Genomic DNA, 16,506 nt, shown 5'->3' with positions numbered 1-16,506 from the left:
GGAGTGGGTTAACGGATGCTCAATCATATCAAATCCAGGCAATTCGCACCCATATCAAGAAAGCAGCCTTTTTTACTCACTGCTAACAGGATATTTACGTAATTTATTGACTCACAATAAGACTTTCTGTAAAGAAAGCAATAATTCGTTGACAGTATAGGGCTTCGACAAAAACGTATTCACACCAATAGCAGCTACTGCATTAAGCTTATTGTCAGACATCAGCCCACTGCTGGCAATAATTCTGACATGGGGATTGATTTTTTGCAGGGTACGGATGGCAATTAAACCATCTAGCGAGGGGAGCATAATATCCATGAGGACAGCACTAATTTTATCCCTATTTTGAGCGTATAGCGCGATCGCCTCAATACCATCACTGGCTATTATGGTTTTGTAGTTGTGAGTTTCCAGCGATGTTCTCGTAGTCTCTTGAATGGCAGTTTCATCATCCACAACTAAAATCCATTCTCCATGTCCTGTCTGTGGTGGCAAATCTTCTGGGCTGAATGTTTCCATTCCCTCTACTGCTGGCAAGTAAACCTGAAAGCTACTCCCACTTGCCTGTTCGCTATACACGTTCACAAAACCTCCGTGACTTTTAACGATCCCAAGTACGGTAGAAAGTCCTAACCCTGTGCCTTTTCCTACATTTTTTGTGGTAAAGAATGGCTCAAAAATTCTATCTAATATCTCTTTAGGAATCCCAATTCCAGTATCGGAGACAGTAACTACTATGTAAGGCCCCTCTTCGGCTTCCAGGTTCATGCGGGCATAATTTTCGTCTATCAAGACATTTTCGGCAGAGATACTCAAACTACCGCCATTAGCCATAGCATCGCGGGCGTTAACGCAGAGGTTCATCAGCACCTGATGTAGTTGGGTGCTATCTCCAGAAACCATCCACAAATCCTGCGGTATATCTGTGCTGATTTCTATAGATTTCGGAAATGTCTCTTTAAGAATCTTGGCAAGTTCCACAATTATATGTCTGAGTTGCAAAGCGATCCGCTTGCCTTCTACACCCCGCGCAAAGGACAGCACCTGTTTGACTAAATCAGCACCACGTCTAGCGTTGATTTCCAAAATCTCCAGTAGATGGCGAGTCCGCCGATCTGCATCGGGAAACTTCAACGGTAGCAGTTGCGCTCCTGCCAAAATCGGTGTCAAGATATTGTTAAGGTCGTGAGCAATGCCACTAGCTAAAGTGCCAATACTTTCCAGGCGTTGGGCGCGAAACAATTGGGCTTCTAAATGTTTTTTCTCAGTTATATCTGTATCAACGGTGAGAATTGATTTGGCTTTCCCTTGTTCATCGCACACCAGACTCCAGCGACTAGCAACAAGGATTTCCTTGTCAGTTTTAGTAAGTTTAGTTAACTCGCCCTGCCACTTTCCTTTACTAACAACTTGTAAAAGAGCCGCTTCAAATTCTGGTGAAGGTTCGTCATACAAAAGCTCACTAGCATTTTGGCCGCAAGCTTCTGTCGCTTTCCAACCATAAAGTGTTTCTGCGCCTTTGTTCCAGAAGATAATTTGATTGTTTAAATCTCGTAGGCAAATGGCATCTGTGGTGAAATCTAGTAATGCTGCTTGTTCGCGGATTTTTTCTTCTGCCAATTTGCGATCGCGCAGTGCGGCTTGTCGTTCGCTAATATCAATACTGGCGCATGTCACACCAACAACTTCTTGCGACTCATTCCGCAATGGCTCAACTGTCAAATCGTAATATCGAGTTGTATCTTTGATTGTAATTGATACTTCCTCTCGCGTTCCGATGCCAGTGGTTAGCACCCCACGTTTAATTGTGGTGAGATGTTGAGCATCTTCAACTGGGATGATATCCGAGTCTTGTTTGCCCAATATTTCTTCAACTCTCACTCCATAAGGGGGATTGTAAACCCAAGTGTAGCGTAACTCCCGATCTTGGTTGTAGACGAAGATGGGAGAGTTTTTCAGAGCCACCCGAAATCGTTCCTCGCTCTGTCGCAGTGCATTGTCTGCCCGTTGGCGTTCGATGGCATAACGCATTGAGCGCACTAGCAAGTCGCCAGTTACTTGCCCTTTCACCAAATAATCTTGCGCTCCTTCCTGCATTGCCCTAATTGCTAGGGTTTCATCGTCTATACCCGTGAGCACAATTATCGGAGTGGCTTTTGCTTGATGGTGAGCAATCACAAAAGTTTCTAGCCCCTGGCTATCTGGCAGCGAGAGGTCTAACAAAATTACATCAAAAAGTTCTTTTGCTAGGTAGTTGAGTGCTTCAGAAAGCTTCTCAACGGGCATTAACTCAATTACAACTGTGGTAACTTCTTTTAAAAACTCTTGTAATAAAAAAACATCACCAGGGTTATCTTCTACTAATAAGACTTTAATATTTTTACCTGCCATTTCCATTACTCCGGTGGCAGTTTTACGATCGCAAACCAAAAATTTTCTATTGATTGGACAATTTTAACGAATTGATCGAAATCTACGGGCTTAGTTATATAACAGTTTGCACATAAATTATAGGCTTTGAGGATGTCTTCTTCAGCTTGGGAAGTCGTCAAAATTACTACGGGAATTCGTTTGAGGTTTTCATCTCCTTTAATTTCTGCCAGTACTTCTCGCCCATCTTTTCTGGGGAGATTTAGATCGAGCAACACAATATCTGGATGGGCTACTTTAACGTATTTTTCCTGCTTTCGCAAGAATGCCATTGCTTCCACCCCATCTTCGACCACATTTAAGTTAATCGAAATTTTGCTATCTTCCAAGGCGATGCGTGTGAGTTGGGCATCGCCTGGATTGTCCTCTACCAACAAAACCTCAATAGGCATAATAGGTGTTATAATGCCCACGATTGCTTACCTGCTTTATCTGGAATTGTGAAGTAGAAAGTCGAGCCTTGACCCAGTTTCGACTCAACCCAGATCCGGCCGCCGTGGCGTTCTATAATTTTTTTACAAATTGCCAGACCGATTCCAGTACCGGGATACTTATCTCTACCGTGCAAGCGCTGAAAAATTATAAAAATGCGTTCAGCATACTGGGATTCTAAACCAATACCATTATCGCGCACCGAGAACAACCATTCATCTGCCGACGGGATAACATTTAAACTTTCTCCATCTGAATTTGCATCTAGCTTCGCTACGCCGATGTGAATTTGTGGCTGCTGATGACGGCAAAATTTGATCCCATTGCCAATCAGGTTTTGAAATACTTGTATCAGTTGGGTAGCATCAGCCATTACTTCAGGTAGAGGGTCGTGAGTCACAATTGCCTTACTATCTGCGATCGCAATTTGCAGATTAGCGATCGCCTGTTCTAAGATAACGCTACAATTTACTCGCAGAAAGGGCTGTCCGCGGGTGCTGACGCGAGAATAATTTAACAAATCATTGATTAGGGTCTGCATCCGCCGCGCCCCATCTACTGCGTAGTTGATAAACTGATCGGCATTGGTATCTAGTTGATTTTTGTATCTTCGTTCTAGTAGTTGTAAATAACTTGTTACCATCCGCAATGGCTCTTGCAAGTCATGAGAAGCCACATAGGCAAACTGTTCCAATTCCGCATTTGAACGAGCAAGTTCCTGACTTTGCTGGCTTTCTTTTTCTAATAGTTGCGCTTGAGATAAAGCAATCCCAATTTGGTTAGCTAGTTGCTTTAACAACTCCGTCTCAAAATTATTCCACCGTCGAGGTGCAGCACACTGATGAGCCAGCAACAAGCCCCAAATGCTGTCTCTGACCATAATTGGTACTACGAGGTTAGCTTTGATAGCAAACTGCTGAAGAAATTCTCGATGGCATGGTTGAATGCGAGCGGTTTCAACGTCTGCCATCGCACTCACTCTTCCTTGGCGATATCTTTCTATGTATTCTTCTTTAAAGCAGGGGTCAAAAATATTTCTTCCCAAAATTACCGGCCAACCAGGTAGCACCGCCTCTTGCACGACTGTTCCCGAACCATCAGGCTCTAGTTGAAAAATTAACACTCGGTCAGCTTGTAGTAGTTTTTGTACTTCAGTAACAGTAGTTTGGAGGATTTCATCTATTTGTAAAGATTCTCGAATCTTCAGAGTGATTTCAGCAAATAATTGCGATCGCAAATTCTGCCGCTTTAATTCCTCATCTGCCTGCTTGCGATCGGTGATATCAGTATAAGAACCCACCATTCGCACTATATCACCGGATGCGTCCCAAAGTGCCTGTCCTCGATCTAGAATCCATTTATAGCTGCCATCTTGGCACTGGACTCGATATTCACAGACATAAAACGGTGTTTTCTTGGCAAAGTGGTCTTGGAAAGCTTGAAGTACCCAATCTCGCTCATCGGGGTGGATTCGTTTTGTCCATTCATCCCAACTGTTGGAAACTTCGTGCTCTTTATAACCGAGCATTTCCTTCCACCGAGTTGAGAAGAACACTTCATTAGTCTTGAGGTTCCAATCCCAAATCCCATCATTATTACCATGTAATGCTAATTGCCAGCGTTCTTCACTCTCTCGGAGTGCTTCTGCTGTTCGCCGTCGTTCAGTGATGTCTTGGAAATAAACAGACAAGCCATCTTTTGCAGGATAAGCGTGGACTTGAAGCCAGGAATTTAGTGGCGGATAAAACTCCTCAAATTCCACGCTCACCTGTTCTGACATTGCTCTGTGATACTCGCGATGGAATGTTGTGTCTATGAGTTCTGGAAATACCTCCCAAATGCTTTGACCTAATAATTCATTCTGGGTTTTTTGCAACAGCAGTTCTGCTTGACGATTAATGTAGGTGAATCGCCACTTTTTATCTAAGGCAAAAAACGCATCAGTGATGCTTTCGAGCAAATTAGCAATGCGGATTCTGGCCGATTCTGACTCGGCGTGCGCTGCTTGCTCATACGCCACGAGCTTCTCGGTAACTTGAGATACCTCCGTTACATGACGCCTGAATTCTAATTGGTCGATTACCAAGTGGCTCAGAGCTACAAGCGCCTCCACTTGTTTTTGGCTCAATTCTTTTGGGGCTTGGTCAATTACACACAGAGTTCCCAGCATATCTCCCTTGGGAGTAATTAAGGGTACACCTGCATAAAACCGTATATATGGATAGCCAGTCACTACCGAATTATTTGCTAATTTTTCATCAGCTAGGGTATCAGGAATCACCACAACATTACGCCGCTCTTGGCAAAGGTAAGATAACCCAACACACCGGGGCATTTCTGATACATTTAAACCTACTTTTGCCTTAAACCATTGACGGTTTTCATCAATGAAATTTACCAAGGAGATGGACGTACCGCAAATAAATGCTGCTAACTGAGCAAGATTGTCGTAAGCTTCTTCGGGTTCGGTGTCAAGAATTTGATACTGGCGGAGGGCTTCTAGCCTGGCCACTTCTGTATCAATTTGTCCAGGTTTCATTAACTTTTCTTAATAAATTTAAATGTTATATCTAGTCAGCAGGATGGCTATCTCAAGAATAGCTTAACCTCTTGTAATAATTATTAGTCTTTTCCCTGCCTCTGGCTGTTCGGGAAAGCTTGTTAAATTTTGCCGAAATGCTAAATTCACATTAAAAGTGATGCTTAGAGTCAGCTATTGCCATCTACGTCGCAAAGTTATTGCGTAGGCGTAGCCCGTCGGTTGACATCCCAGTAATTCTAGTGTAAATAAATTTAGTCTGCATGAGGAGATTCAATTGTTGCAGACTATCAGCTAGTCATTTGTCACTACACCAAAGGCTGTCGTTATAAAAATCATGATTTTGTTGATGAAAATCATGATTTTGTTAATGAAAACCATGATTTTGTTAATGAAAAACATGATTTTGTTAATGAAAAACATGATTTTGTTGATGAAAACCATGATTTTGTTGATGAAAACCATGATTTTGTTGATGAAAACCATGATTTTGCTTAAAAAAATTGAAAAACATCCCAAATCAAAGGTGCAAAATTGTCCTCTGCCCGGAAGCGTAGGGATTACAATGCCCGCCCTTATGTAACGTGAAATCGACAAACCTCTGCCTTCCCAATACGGTTCGGTTAAGGCAAGAGACGCGATAAATCGCCGTCTCTACAATTTAGGGCGTGTCATCAAAAAACCTTATCCAAACCATATTGTCTCCCTTCCTTAAACTTTCCCTCAACTATTTCCCTCTCCGACTCGGAGAGGGACGGTTTTACGTAGTAAAACCAGGGAGAGGTTTCAATATTTACGCTAATTAGGCACTTAAGAGACGAGCCGTCGAACTCACATTACTGTGGTCTAGCCTCCGCCTTTCTTTTATAACTGTACCGTCAAAGCATAGTTATCCTAAAACTGATAACTGTTAAACCCCTACCAAAACGGCTTCCCGCAGCTTGGCAATAACATCACTGAGATTACCCGTGTTCAGACGGTAACTCAAAGGATGAGCAATCAACCGCGCCGTGCTTTCATAGAGAGTTGCAATTTCAATCAAACCATTTTCGCGCAAAGTCCGCCCAGTAGAAACCAAATCCACGATCGCTTCTGACATTCCGGTAATTGGGCCTAGTTCCACTGAACCATACAACGGCACTATTTCCACAGGTAAATCTAGACTGTGGAAATATTCACGAGCGCAATTGACATACTTGGAAGCAACTCTACCATGCGGTGGTAAATCTGAAGGCGATCGGTAAGAACTAGATGCTTTTACCGCCACCGACATCCGACAATGCCCAAACTGCAAATCCACCAAGTGGGCAACTTGCGGCTGCTTCTCCCGCAACACATCGTAACCAACAACACCCAGTTGTGCTTGACCATATTCCACATAAACAGGCACATCCTGCGCCCTCACCAACAAAGCTTTTGCGACTCCCTTAGTATCAGGAATCTGAAGTTGGCGAGTTCCCGAATCTAAAAAAGCACTAAAATCTAATCCCACAGATTGTAGCAGGCGGATGCTATTTTTAAGGAGTTCCCCTTTTGGCAATGCAACAGTTAGCATTCTTTTTTTAATATCCTTGGCGTTCTGGCAGTTGAATAATATTGAGAATATCTCTATATGCTTACCACAAGCAGCATGAGAATTTTATTAGTTGATGATGAAGTTGAACTAACTGAACCCTTGAGTCGCTTATTAACTCGTGAGGGTTACACTGTGGATGCCGCTTACGATGGCACAAGTGGCAACGAACATGCCCAAGCAGGCAGTTATGACCTACTAATTTTAGATTGGATGCTGCCAGGAAAAACGGGGTTAGAGATTTGTCAGCAATTGCGACGCCAAGGTAAAACCACTCCCGTGCTGTTTCTTACAGCCAAAGATACTCTAGATGACCGCGTACAAGGTTTAGATGCTGGTGCTGATGACTACTTGGTTAAACCTTTTGAACTGCGAGAGTTACTAGCCAGAGTCCGGGCTTTGTTGCGTCGTTCCGGTTCCCAAACCTATGAAACCACCACCGGACGGTTAACCGTCGCTGATTTAGAACTCGATTGCGAAAATCAAGTAGCCTATCGCCAAGGAAGAATAATTGAGCTATCGCAAAAAGAAAGCCAGTTGCTGCAATACTTCATGGAACACACTGGACAACTAATGACTCATGCCCAGATTATGGAAAATTTGTGGCAAGAGGAAGAACAACCCAGTAGTAATGTAATCGCGGCATTAATTCGTTTGCTGCGCCGTAAAATTGAGGTAGGTAAAGAAACTACACTGATTCACACAGTCTACGGCAAAGGCTATCGTTTCGGTGCTTCCTCATTGGAGTCAGTTTAGCCGCCTGCTTTCAACTCACAATGATTCGGTTAATTGGTTAGGAGAATCATTGCTATTTTTCAGTCTTTGCGACTTTAATTCCTGTCGAAGTTTGTTGTAGAGAGATGAATCCACAGGCATCATAATCTGTGAAATTCCTTTCCAGACACCAAGCTGATTATTTGCACCCATATCTTCCATAAGTTGCTCAGTGTAACGCAAGGAAAACGAGGCAATGCATGTCGCCCTCGCTACAACATTATTGTATTGAGTTTTCATCCAATCCATATCTGCTGCTATTTCTTGATACATTGCTGAAGGCGAAGGCAATAACAAGTTGCCTTTGACATACTCTAGTAGCCACCAAGCACCAACTTCTGATGTCAACTGACAATAGAAACTGCTGTTATAGCCAACAAAACCCATCTGTGGAATATTAGGGTGAATCAGATAACGGTAAAGCTTAAAATTACCATCTTCATCGATTATCTGTCGGCGATATTCTTCTTCGAGAAAGGGAAGTTCCTGGTTAAATCCTGTACCAAAAATTACTATATCTGCCTGCAACTGCTGACCATTAGCTAATTCCACCCCATCAGGGATAAACTTGGCGATGCTAGTTTTAATTGCCTGAATTTTACCAGAGTGTACGTACTTGAAGAAATCTGGAGGAGCTATAGTAATTTGACAGTTAGCCTGATTCATCGGTTGTTCGGGCAACATGCCGCAGCTATCAAGACCGAATTGCAGGCGTAGCACCATCTCGTTAGTCCGCCAAAAAGCCCACACTAGTGGTTTACCCATAGTGTGCAGCAATCTTTCAAGCCGTCCCATCTGATGGTGGGGGAACCAAGCTTCTGCAAAGCGGGTTAATAAAACATACTTCAGGTTGACTAAACCCAGAAAAAATCTAGGAACCTTCCACAGGGATTGACGGAAGACGAGGGTGGATTCTTTGGCTATGTTCGCCGCCAAAGTCGCAATGTCGCAGGCAGATTTGCCAAAACCCACTACTACTACCCGCTTACCCTCCATGATTGAAGCATCGTTAAACTCAGTAGAATGGAGTACTCGTCCTCCAGATGCTGCAAACTCCTCTCTACCAGGCAAAGAAGGTAAATTAGGGAAACTAAATATCCCATTGCACACTAGCACAAAGTCAAATTCGTGCTTTTCTTCTTTTGTCTCACCCCGATTATCTTCCTTCACTCTGATGCTAACTACCCATCCTGGACGTTCTCCAGTTTTTCGGGAAACATTGGTGACTTCCGTTTGGAAGCGAATTCTTTCAAGAACCCCAAAATTCTGGGTGTATGAATTTAGATAATTCCGCATATCCTCTGCTGTGGGCCACTCTGGGTAGGATGCAGGCATAGGATAGTCAGAAAAACTATATGTGTCACCCGTATTCTGGGTTGTTAATTCTGGGTAAGTTCGAGATTTTTCCCAAACACCACCAAGTCCTTTTTGTTTCTCGAATACAGTAACGTCGTAGCCTTCCTCGACAAAAGTTTTAGCTGTTACCAGACCGCTAATTCCAGCGCCAATCACGCAAATTTGCTTAATTTCCATATTCTTTTTTAAGTAAATGCTAAAAGAATTTCTGCAAAGATGAATTTAAGCTATTATGATGCAACTTATGTAAATACACACTAATCGCTCGATCTAAAGTGACAGTTATGAGCAGTATTCCTGCCATAGGAATTTTGGGTGCTCATATAGCAATATAAGAAACCTTGTCTAGGGCACGCTACGCAAATGTCAAGGCTAAGGCGTAAGGTGTTGGGAACTCTCAAAGTCTTACGACCAACCTACAACTCCATACCCCATACCTTTAGACTTTTTTACATATGGTAAAAAGTCAGATACTTCTCTGGAAGTGGCACTATACCAGAGAAGTATCTGAAGAATTATTGATTAACAAGCTTTGAAAATACTTTAAAAGTGGGTGACGAGGGATTTGAACCCGCAACCAATAGATTAAGAGTCTACTGCTCTACCGTTGAGCTAGTCACCCGCACGAATAACCATATTAGCAGACTTCTGACAATTTAGCTAGTGCCGTGCCCAAAAACTAATTAAAGCGGGAATTTGATGCTGAAGGTGGTTTGACCGGCTCCACTCTCTACATAAATTGAGCCGCCTAAATGTCTGACCATTTTCTGGACTAATGCCAATTCCAGTCCAGTGCCGCTATGTTTCCAAGGATCGTGTTTGGAAAGGTGATAGAAAGGCTCAAATATCCGTGACAGTTCGTTGCTAGTCAGTTCTAGCCCCGAATTGCTAATATTAAGCTCTACTGCGTCCCCTGTGAGGCGAGCAGAAACTGTGACAGACTCACCTGCTGGGGTATATTTGCAGACATGGTTGAGTAGTTCGGTGATAATCCTCTCCATATCTGTGATATCTGTCTCTAAAAGCGGGAGTGCAGGATCGATACTCAGGTTTAACTGCTGTCGCTGGCAACTGGTGAGGTCTCGAAAAGACTCGACAATGGGGTGAAGCCAGCTTTGTAAGTCAATGGCAATCAAAGTTGGGGGATCGGGTTCGGCTTCGAGATATGTGAGTGTGAGTAGATCGTTAATTAACTTGCTTTCTCGCGCACACTCGTTATGCAGAATCTGCAAGAGTTGTGGAACTATTTCTATCTCTAATATTTCTGCTGGTGTGAGGACACTTTCGAGGGTTTGGACTGCAAGGCTGATGCTAGTTATTGGTGTCCGCAGTTCTTGGGAGAGGTTTCTGAGAAATTGGTTTTTGAGGCGATCGCAATTTTCTAATTCTTTAACCTGTGCCTGGGTTTGTTGGTAAAGTTGGGCTTGACGAATAGCGATCGCACATTCATTTGCAACCTGCTGCACTAACTCGATTTCAAATTCATCAAATGCTTCTTGTGTCGGTCTTGTCAACCAAATATTTCCCAAAAGTCCTTGAGTATCAAAAATTGGACAAGCCATCTGGGACAAAACCAACAACTTAGGTTGCCATCCAGGCTCAATTTCCAAAAATTGCAAAGGTTGTTTTTGCAACAGTGGCTGATAAACCTCAAGACAGTCTGCAATCTGTTTGGTCAATCCTTGACACCGAGGTAAGTTAGTGGTGTATTCGTAGGCAATAGTTACCAGGGTTTGACAGGCGCTATAAAGTTCGATTTGGCAACGATCGAGGTTTAGTAACTCTGCTAATTCCTGGGTGAGTGTCTGCAATACCTGAGTTTCATCCAGACTGTCGCGGATTTGTTCTGTCATTCGTCGCACCAAGGCTTCAAAGTTTCGCACCTGCTGCAACTGATTGATGTGCTTCTGTTTTTGCAACTCCAACTTTGCTTCGAGATCCTCAATCTGTCGATGAAGTTCTGCCTGCCCAACAGCAATGCCAATTTGAGTTGCTAACTGCTTGAGTAAGTCTGTTTCTGTTTGCTGCCATTGACGCGGTTGGTGACAATGCTGGGCAATCAACAGTCCCCACATATTTTGCTCTTTGAAAATCGGCACGACTAGATTGGCTCTTATCTGCAAAGATGCCAGAAAATCTATATGGCAAGGATGCAACCCGGCTGCATAAATATCTTCGACGACTTGAATGCAACCTCGTCCGTAGTGTTCTCGATGTTTGCCAGCCAAGCAGGGATCGCTGATGTTTTTCCCCAACAGAGGATTACTGGCAGCCACACTTGACTCGGCAATGATTACCCCACTGCCATCAGCCTCGAAGCGATAAATGAGGACGCGATCGCAATTCAAAAACTGCCGCAGTTCAATAGTTGTCTGATGCAGAATTGTCTCAAATTCTACAGATTGGTGAATCCGTCCTGCGATCGCTTCTAGGAGTTGCTCCCCTTCAACCTGGAATCCAACTGCTTGCTCCGCTTGCTTCACAGGAGTGATATTGCTACTAGTACCAATCAGTCGATAAATCCGGGACTTAGCATCCTTTAGTGGAGTAAGAGTTGTACTCCACCAAGTTTCAACCCCCTGGAATTGCAAACATTGTTCGTAAGAAATAGTTTTGCCGAAACGCACACATTCAGCGTAATGCTGACGCACCTTAGCAGCATCGATTGGGGAGAGAATATCTTCTGGTTTTTTGCCTTGGAGATCGTCTGAGCGAATGCCTATCCACCGCTCATGAGTGGGATTTAATGCCACATATTGAAAATCTCCGTCTTCTAGTACATCAACTACAAATATTGATGCCTGCACAGAATTGTACATGCTCAATATAAACTGCTCAATACTACTTTTCTCGTCTACTTCTGTGCCAAAGAGAATCTGAGGTGGTGATAATTTTGTCAACTTTATAGTTGATTCTGCTGGATTTATATTCATGCGAGAGTCCCTATCTGGTATTACTGACTCTTCTAGGCGCTCTCTTGTTGTTACGCTTGTAGTAGATGCACTTTAGCGCCTATAGCAAAGTATTGTCAGCTGTTGCTCATCGAAATTTGGTTCTTTCTCTACTTCTGGTCAGAAATCTAGGAAAGCTAATAGAAGTCAGCTTAACAAATCCTGCTTTTTGAAGGCGAAAATACATTTGCAGATTAGGGCAAACTTACTGAAGTCGAGTTTTAAGAGTTTTTCAAGATTGTTGCATACACCTAAGCGCAAATTTCAGTATACATCAATTAAATTTACAATTTTTAATAAATTTATTGGGTTAGGGTGGGGAATGGGAAGAAACAATAGGAAGCCGGAAGGATGCTCAATTCCATATCATATCGGCGCGAACAAGGGAATAGGAACTCACGTAGGCGTAGCCCGCCGCAGGCATCGCAACTTGTGAGCATTCATTCCTGTGAGGATACCAACCAGCAGCCAAGTTATAGCTAATCCCATGACTTCGCCTAAGAATAACTGCATCAGGCGATGTAAAATCGTGCCGACAGCAGAACCCACAGGGACAGCAACAGCCCAACTTGCCGAAGAGACAAATATCCATCGCCACGGCATAGGCTGGGGAATTGCCAATGATTGTGCCAATCCAATCCCCAAGCCGCCAAGTGCCCCATAAACCGCCCCAGATAAGATTCTCAGGGGAAGAATCTGAGTGCTAGGTACTATCCAACCCACCGCACCAATACCGATCGCGGTGATGATACTCCAACCCAAAAGACTTGACAAAATCCACCTGACACAATATATAGGTTCTTTGAGAAGACAACCTTGAGGAAGTGCGATCGCAAATCCGCCAATAGCTGCTTCTACCACTCCAATATCTGGTTTATCGCCAACTTCAATAAAGAGTAAACTCAATAAAAAACCGCCAAAAGTAGCGAAAGTCCACAGTAATGTAAAGCTAAATCTAGTATCTTCCCGCGTGAGTGGCATCAAAGTTTCTTTGGTTTTAATAGTCTGACAGTTTTAGCATTAAACATCTCAAAAAAAGCTTTGCGTCGCTGTTGGGGTGATTCCGGTACGATGTAACCCCAGAGACTCTCCCAGTAAAAAAAGGAGATCCCGTCAAAATTGCGATCGCGCACCACCTGAACTTGTTCTCTAATTTGTGCCATTTTCACAGGATTACGCACCGTTCCCGTTGAGATCCCAATACCTACAGGAATTAGACTTTGAGCCAATTTTATAGAAGATTGTTCCAGTTGAGCGATAAAAGAGTTTTTATCATTTCGATATACCTGTAAAATTAACTCATTAACTAAACCTTTTTTTACCCAATTTTCCCAATCTTGCAAATAGTATTTGTAAGCAAAAGCTTGATAGTTAGGAGACAGAGATATTCTCACGTTGGGTTTAACAGCCTTCACAGCTTGATAGATTTCTGCCATAAAATCAGTAATTTTGTCTGCCCGCCAACGCATCCACTCTGGGTTAAAAGGATCGGTTGGGGGACTTTTACCTTGATGCTCTTGCTGGTAGAGTTCAATAGTGAAGCGATCGTAGCCAAATTGTACCGGCATTCCAAAATGATCGTCAAGCTGAATACCATCCACATCGTAATCCCTGACTACTTCCAAAATTAGCTCTTGGATAAATTCTTGCACTTGCGGATGTAGGGGATTCAACCAAGCCACCTTACTAACCAAAAGATTATCGATTTCTTCAGGTGGGGCATCTTGGGTTGACTTTATACCTTCTTGCCCAATTGTCAGCCAGTCGGGATAACGCCTTGCTAATTGTGAATAATGCGGCGTCATAAATCCGTATTCAAACCAGGGAATGACTCTCAAATCTTTATTTTTAGCAAGTGTTACTATCTTTGCTAAAACATCCTGTCCACCGTGCATAAAGTTGAGCAAAGGTTGAGTTTCCGAACCTGTAGTCATTTTAGCTACAGCACTCTTATAAAAAGTATGTCCTCGATTCCAAACTACAGGATAAATTGTATTAAAATTAAGAGCCGATAATTGGTTTATAGCACGGTTAATACCCCAAGGAACAAATAGTACACCACTAGCAACATTAGTGAGCCAAACGCCGCGAATTTCTGTAGTTAAAGGACTTATATTTTGGGAATAAACTGGCAGTGAAGAGACTGAAGAGAGCGAAAAAACTGTTAAAATGGCTACTAATCCCAAACACAGTAAGTAAGAAACATAACGGCGAGCAACCCGATTCATTTGTAAGCTTTACCTAGTGCGATCGGAATATATATAACTACAAAATAAAGTTGTAATCCTCCGGATTATATAAATAAATGATGATTTTATGCCAAAGTATAAATTAATAAATGTGGCTTAGTGGACAATTCTCGCTATTGTTAATTCTGTGAAATATAAGAGGCTATTATGTGCGTGCTTTCCCCATATTAGGCGCACTCCTCAAACTCTCGTTCCCACCCGGAGACTGGGAATGCCCCTCATTGAGGCTCTGCCTTGTATACTAACTTGAGGCAGAGCCAGGGAACAAGAGAAAACTCCTAACTCTTAAAATCTTTCCACACCTTCAAATTGCTTAACAGCGGATGCATTTGCTGCTTCGCCACAAGTTCGTGGTGTGGGAAATATCTTTTCAGGATTTGCTAAACCTTTAGGATTAAAAACTTGCCGCACCCATTGCATAGTTTCTAAATCAACTTGGCTAAACATCTGTGGCATATAGCACTTTTTCTCTGCACCGATACCATGTTCGCCAGAAATGCTACCACCGACTTGGACACAAAGTTTAAGAATTTTTCCACCCATTTCTTCTACTTGCTCTAATGCTCCATGCACAGAATTATCATAAAGAATTAGCGGATGAAGATTGCCATCGCCAGCATGAAATACATTAGCAACCCGATAACCGTACTGTTCGCTTAAAGTCTTAATCTCGTGCAGAACATAAGGCAACTGAGTCCGAGGAATTACACCATCTTGTACATAATAATCTGGGCTTAAATGCCCAGCCGCAGCAAAAGCTGCTTTGCGTCCTTTCCATAATTTCAATCTGGTTTCTGGGTCAGTAGCAGAAGTGACATTCCGCGCCCCATTCTTTTTACAAATTTCAATAACTCGCTGCTTATTTCCTGCAACTTCTACTTCTAAACCGTCAATTTCTATTAGCAAAATTGCAGTAGCATCGCGGGGATAACAATTAGTTGCTACAACATCTTCAACTGCATTGATGCTAAAGTTATCCATCATTTCCATACCACCAGGAATAATCCCGGCGCTGATGATGTCAGAAACAGTTGCTCCGGCAGCTTCAATGCTAGTAAAATCAGCCAATAGCACACAAATTGATTCTGCACTTTTGAGAATTCGCAAAGTGATTTCTGTGGCAATTCCTAATGTGCCTTCGGAACCAACAAACACACCTGTTAAATCATAACCAGGCATTTCTGGAATTTGTCCGCCTAAATCGATAATTTCCCCTTCTGGTGTGACAATTTTTAATCCTAAAACGTGGTTAGTAGTAACACCGTATTTGAGACAATGTACGCCACCAGAATTTTCGGCAATGTTGCCCCCAATAGAGCAGATAATTTGACTAGAAGGGTCAGGAGCGTAGTAAAATCCAGCACCACTTACTGCTTGCGTTACCCAACTATTAATCACCCCCGGTTGCACAACTGTCCGTTGATTTTCCAAATCAATGCTGAGGATTTGCCGCATTAAGGAAGTAACAATTAAAACAGAGTCTTCTACTGGTAAAGCGCCGCCAGATAGACCAGTGCCAGAACCGCGTGCGATGAAGGGGATAGAGTATTGATTGCATATCTTTACAATTTCTGCAACTTGTTCTGTAGTTCTGGGTAACACCACCACAGCCGGACGTTGGCGATAGCCAGTTAAACCATCGCATTCATAGGTAATGAGTTCTTCGCGGCGTTGCACTACACCATTTTTGCCAAGGACAGCCTCGAATGCTTTGAGAATGGGTTTCCAGTTGCGTTGTTTTTTATCTTGGGTAAGCATAGATTTTTACATTTAAAGGTAGATGTTGCAGGCTGGTTGATATAGCTGTAATTACTATTGTTGCAAGAATAGCAGTCAAAAGTGAGTAAAATGCGATGTCTGACGACAAGGCGCTTTGCGTCTACGCATTTGGTGTAGAGTAAGTGCGATCGCCTGATTTGAATAAAGCAGATATGATGAGCGAAGTTTAACGCCTTCTGGGTATAGAGCTTCTCATAGACAGGTTGTATTGAATGGTAATGAAACTTAACATCCTGTTAATTGCTGGCTTATGCTCTTCGGACAAATTTTGCTAAGGCTCTTAGCCCGATGCAGCTTATGCTGTACTGATTCAGGAGTAAGAAGCATAAACTTGAGTGTTTCCGAGAAATTAAGGGGAACTCAAGTACAATTTATCCTGTGACTCGCGATAATATAGTGAATATATTTACAAAAAACCATAGT

The 16,506-nt window shown here is 42.8% G+C and carries 11 protein-coding genes and 1 tRNA gene; 2 read left to right on the top strand and 10 right to left on the bottom strand.

Annotation, left to right across the window (positions count from 1 at the left end; genetic code table 11):
• Positions 1 to 111: 111 nt before the first annotated feature.
• Genes V7L01_RS27515 through V7L01_RS27505 form a run of 3 tightly spaced genes read right to left on the bottom strand, consistent with a single transcriptional unit; the run spans position 112 to position 5,401 of the window.
• The gene (locus tag V7L01_RS27515; protein WP_335040844.1) at positions 112 to 2,391 is read right to left on the bottom strand and encodes a hybrid sensor histidine kinase/response regulator; all 2,280 of its coding nucleotides are present in this window, start codon (positions 2,389 to 2,391) and stop codon (positions 112 to 114) included.
• A gap of 5 nt (positions 2,392 to 2,396) precedes the next feature.
• Entirely contained in the window at positions 2,397 to 2,822 is a 426-nt protein-coding gene (locus tag V7L01_RS27510; RefSeq protein ID WP_335040841.1) for a response regulator, read from the bottom strand.
• An 8-nt stretch (positions 2,823 to 2,830) separates the two neighbouring features.
• Positions 2,831 to 5,401, bottom strand: a complete 2,571-nt coding sequence (locus tag V7L01_RS27505) for a GAF domain-containing protein (RefSeq protein ID WP_335040465.1) — start codon at positions 5,399 to 5,401, stop codon at positions 2,831 to 2,833.
• Between the two features lie 370 nt (positions 5,402 to 5,771).
• On the opposite strand from V7L01_RS27505, the gene V7L01_RS27500 reads away from it, so the two are divergent.
• Positions 5,772 to 5,984 (top strand): hypothetical protein, encoded by a 213-nt coding sequence (locus tag V7L01_RS27500; protein WP_335040463.1) that lies wholly within the window; start codon positions 5,772 to 5,774, stop codon positions 5,982 to 5,984.
• Positions 5,985 to 6,311: 327 nt separating this feature from the next.
• Here V7L01_RS27500 and hisG read toward each other — a convergent pair whose 3' ends face one another.
• Positions 6,312 to 6,956 carry an ATP phosphoribosyltransferase gene (hisG, locus tag V7L01_RS27495; protein ID WP_335040460.1) on the bottom strand — a complete coding sequence of 215 codons (645 nt, stop codon included), beginning with the start codon at positions 6,954 to 6,956 and terminating at the stop codon, positions 6,312 to 6,314.
• A gap of 75 nt (positions 6,957 to 7,031) precedes the next feature.
• Here hisG and rppA point away from each other — a divergent pair, with 75 nt between their 5' ends.
• Positions 7,032 to 7,730 (top strand): two-component system response regulator RppA, encoded by a 699-nt coding sequence (gene rppA, locus V7L01_RS27490; protein WP_335040839.1) that lies wholly within the window; start codon positions 7,032 to 7,034, stop codon positions 7,728 to 7,730.
• A gap of 15 nt (positions 7,731 to 7,745) precedes the next feature.
• Here the strand turns inward: rppA and V7L01_RS27485 are convergent, their stop codons facing one another.
• The 6 genes from V7L01_RS27485 to glcD form a co-directional block, all read right to left on the bottom strand.
• On the bottom strand, positions 7,746 to 9,281 hold the full coding sequence (locus V7L01_RS27485) for a flavin-containing monooxygenase (RefSeq protein WP_335040458.1): 1,536 nt from the start codon (positions 9,279 to 9,281) through the stop codon (positions 7,746 to 7,748).
• Between the two features lie 373 nt (positions 9,282 to 9,654).
• Positions 9,655 to 9,726 (bottom strand) — tRNA-Lys (locus V7L01_RS27480).
• A 61-nt stretch (positions 9,727 to 9,787) separates the two neighbouring features.
• A complete protein-coding gene (locus V7L01_RS27475; RefSeq protein WP_335040456.1) occupies positions 9,788 to 12,037 on the bottom strand; it encodes a GAF domain-containing protein in 2,250 nt (749 codons plus the stop codon).
• Between the two features lie 414 nt (positions 12,038 to 12,451).
• Positions 12,452 to 13,036, bottom strand: coding sequence for a hypothetical protein (locus tag V7L01_RS27470; RefSeq protein ID WP_335040454.1), 585 nt, complete (start codon positions 13,034 to 13,036; stop codon positions 12,452 to 12,454).
• Positions 13,036 to 14,283 carry a glycoside hydrolase family 10 protein gene (locus V7L01_RS27465; RefSeq protein ID WP_335040452.1) on the bottom strand — a complete coding sequence of 416 codons (1,248 nt, stop codon included), beginning with the start codon at positions 14,281 to 14,283 and terminating at the stop codon, positions 13,036 to 13,038. The genes V7L01_RS27470 and V7L01_RS27465 overlap by 1 nt, the downstream gene beginning before the upstream one ends.
• Positions 14,284 to 14,589: 306 nt before the next feature.
• Positions 14,590 to 16,062 (bottom strand): glycolate oxidase subunit GlcD, encoded by a 1,473-nt coding sequence (glcD, locus tag V7L01_RS27460; RefSeq protein WP_335040450.1) that lies wholly within the window; start codon positions 16,060 to 16,062, stop codon positions 14,590 to 14,592.
• Positions 16,063 to 16,506: the final 444 nt, after the last annotated feature.

Source organism: Nostoc sp., assembly GCF_036917095.1.
Taxonomy (GTDB): Bacteria; Cyanobacteriota; Cyanobacteriia; order Cyanobacteriales; family Nostocaceae; genus Nostoc.
This window is presented reverse-complemented; position numbering and strand designations above follow the sequence as displayed.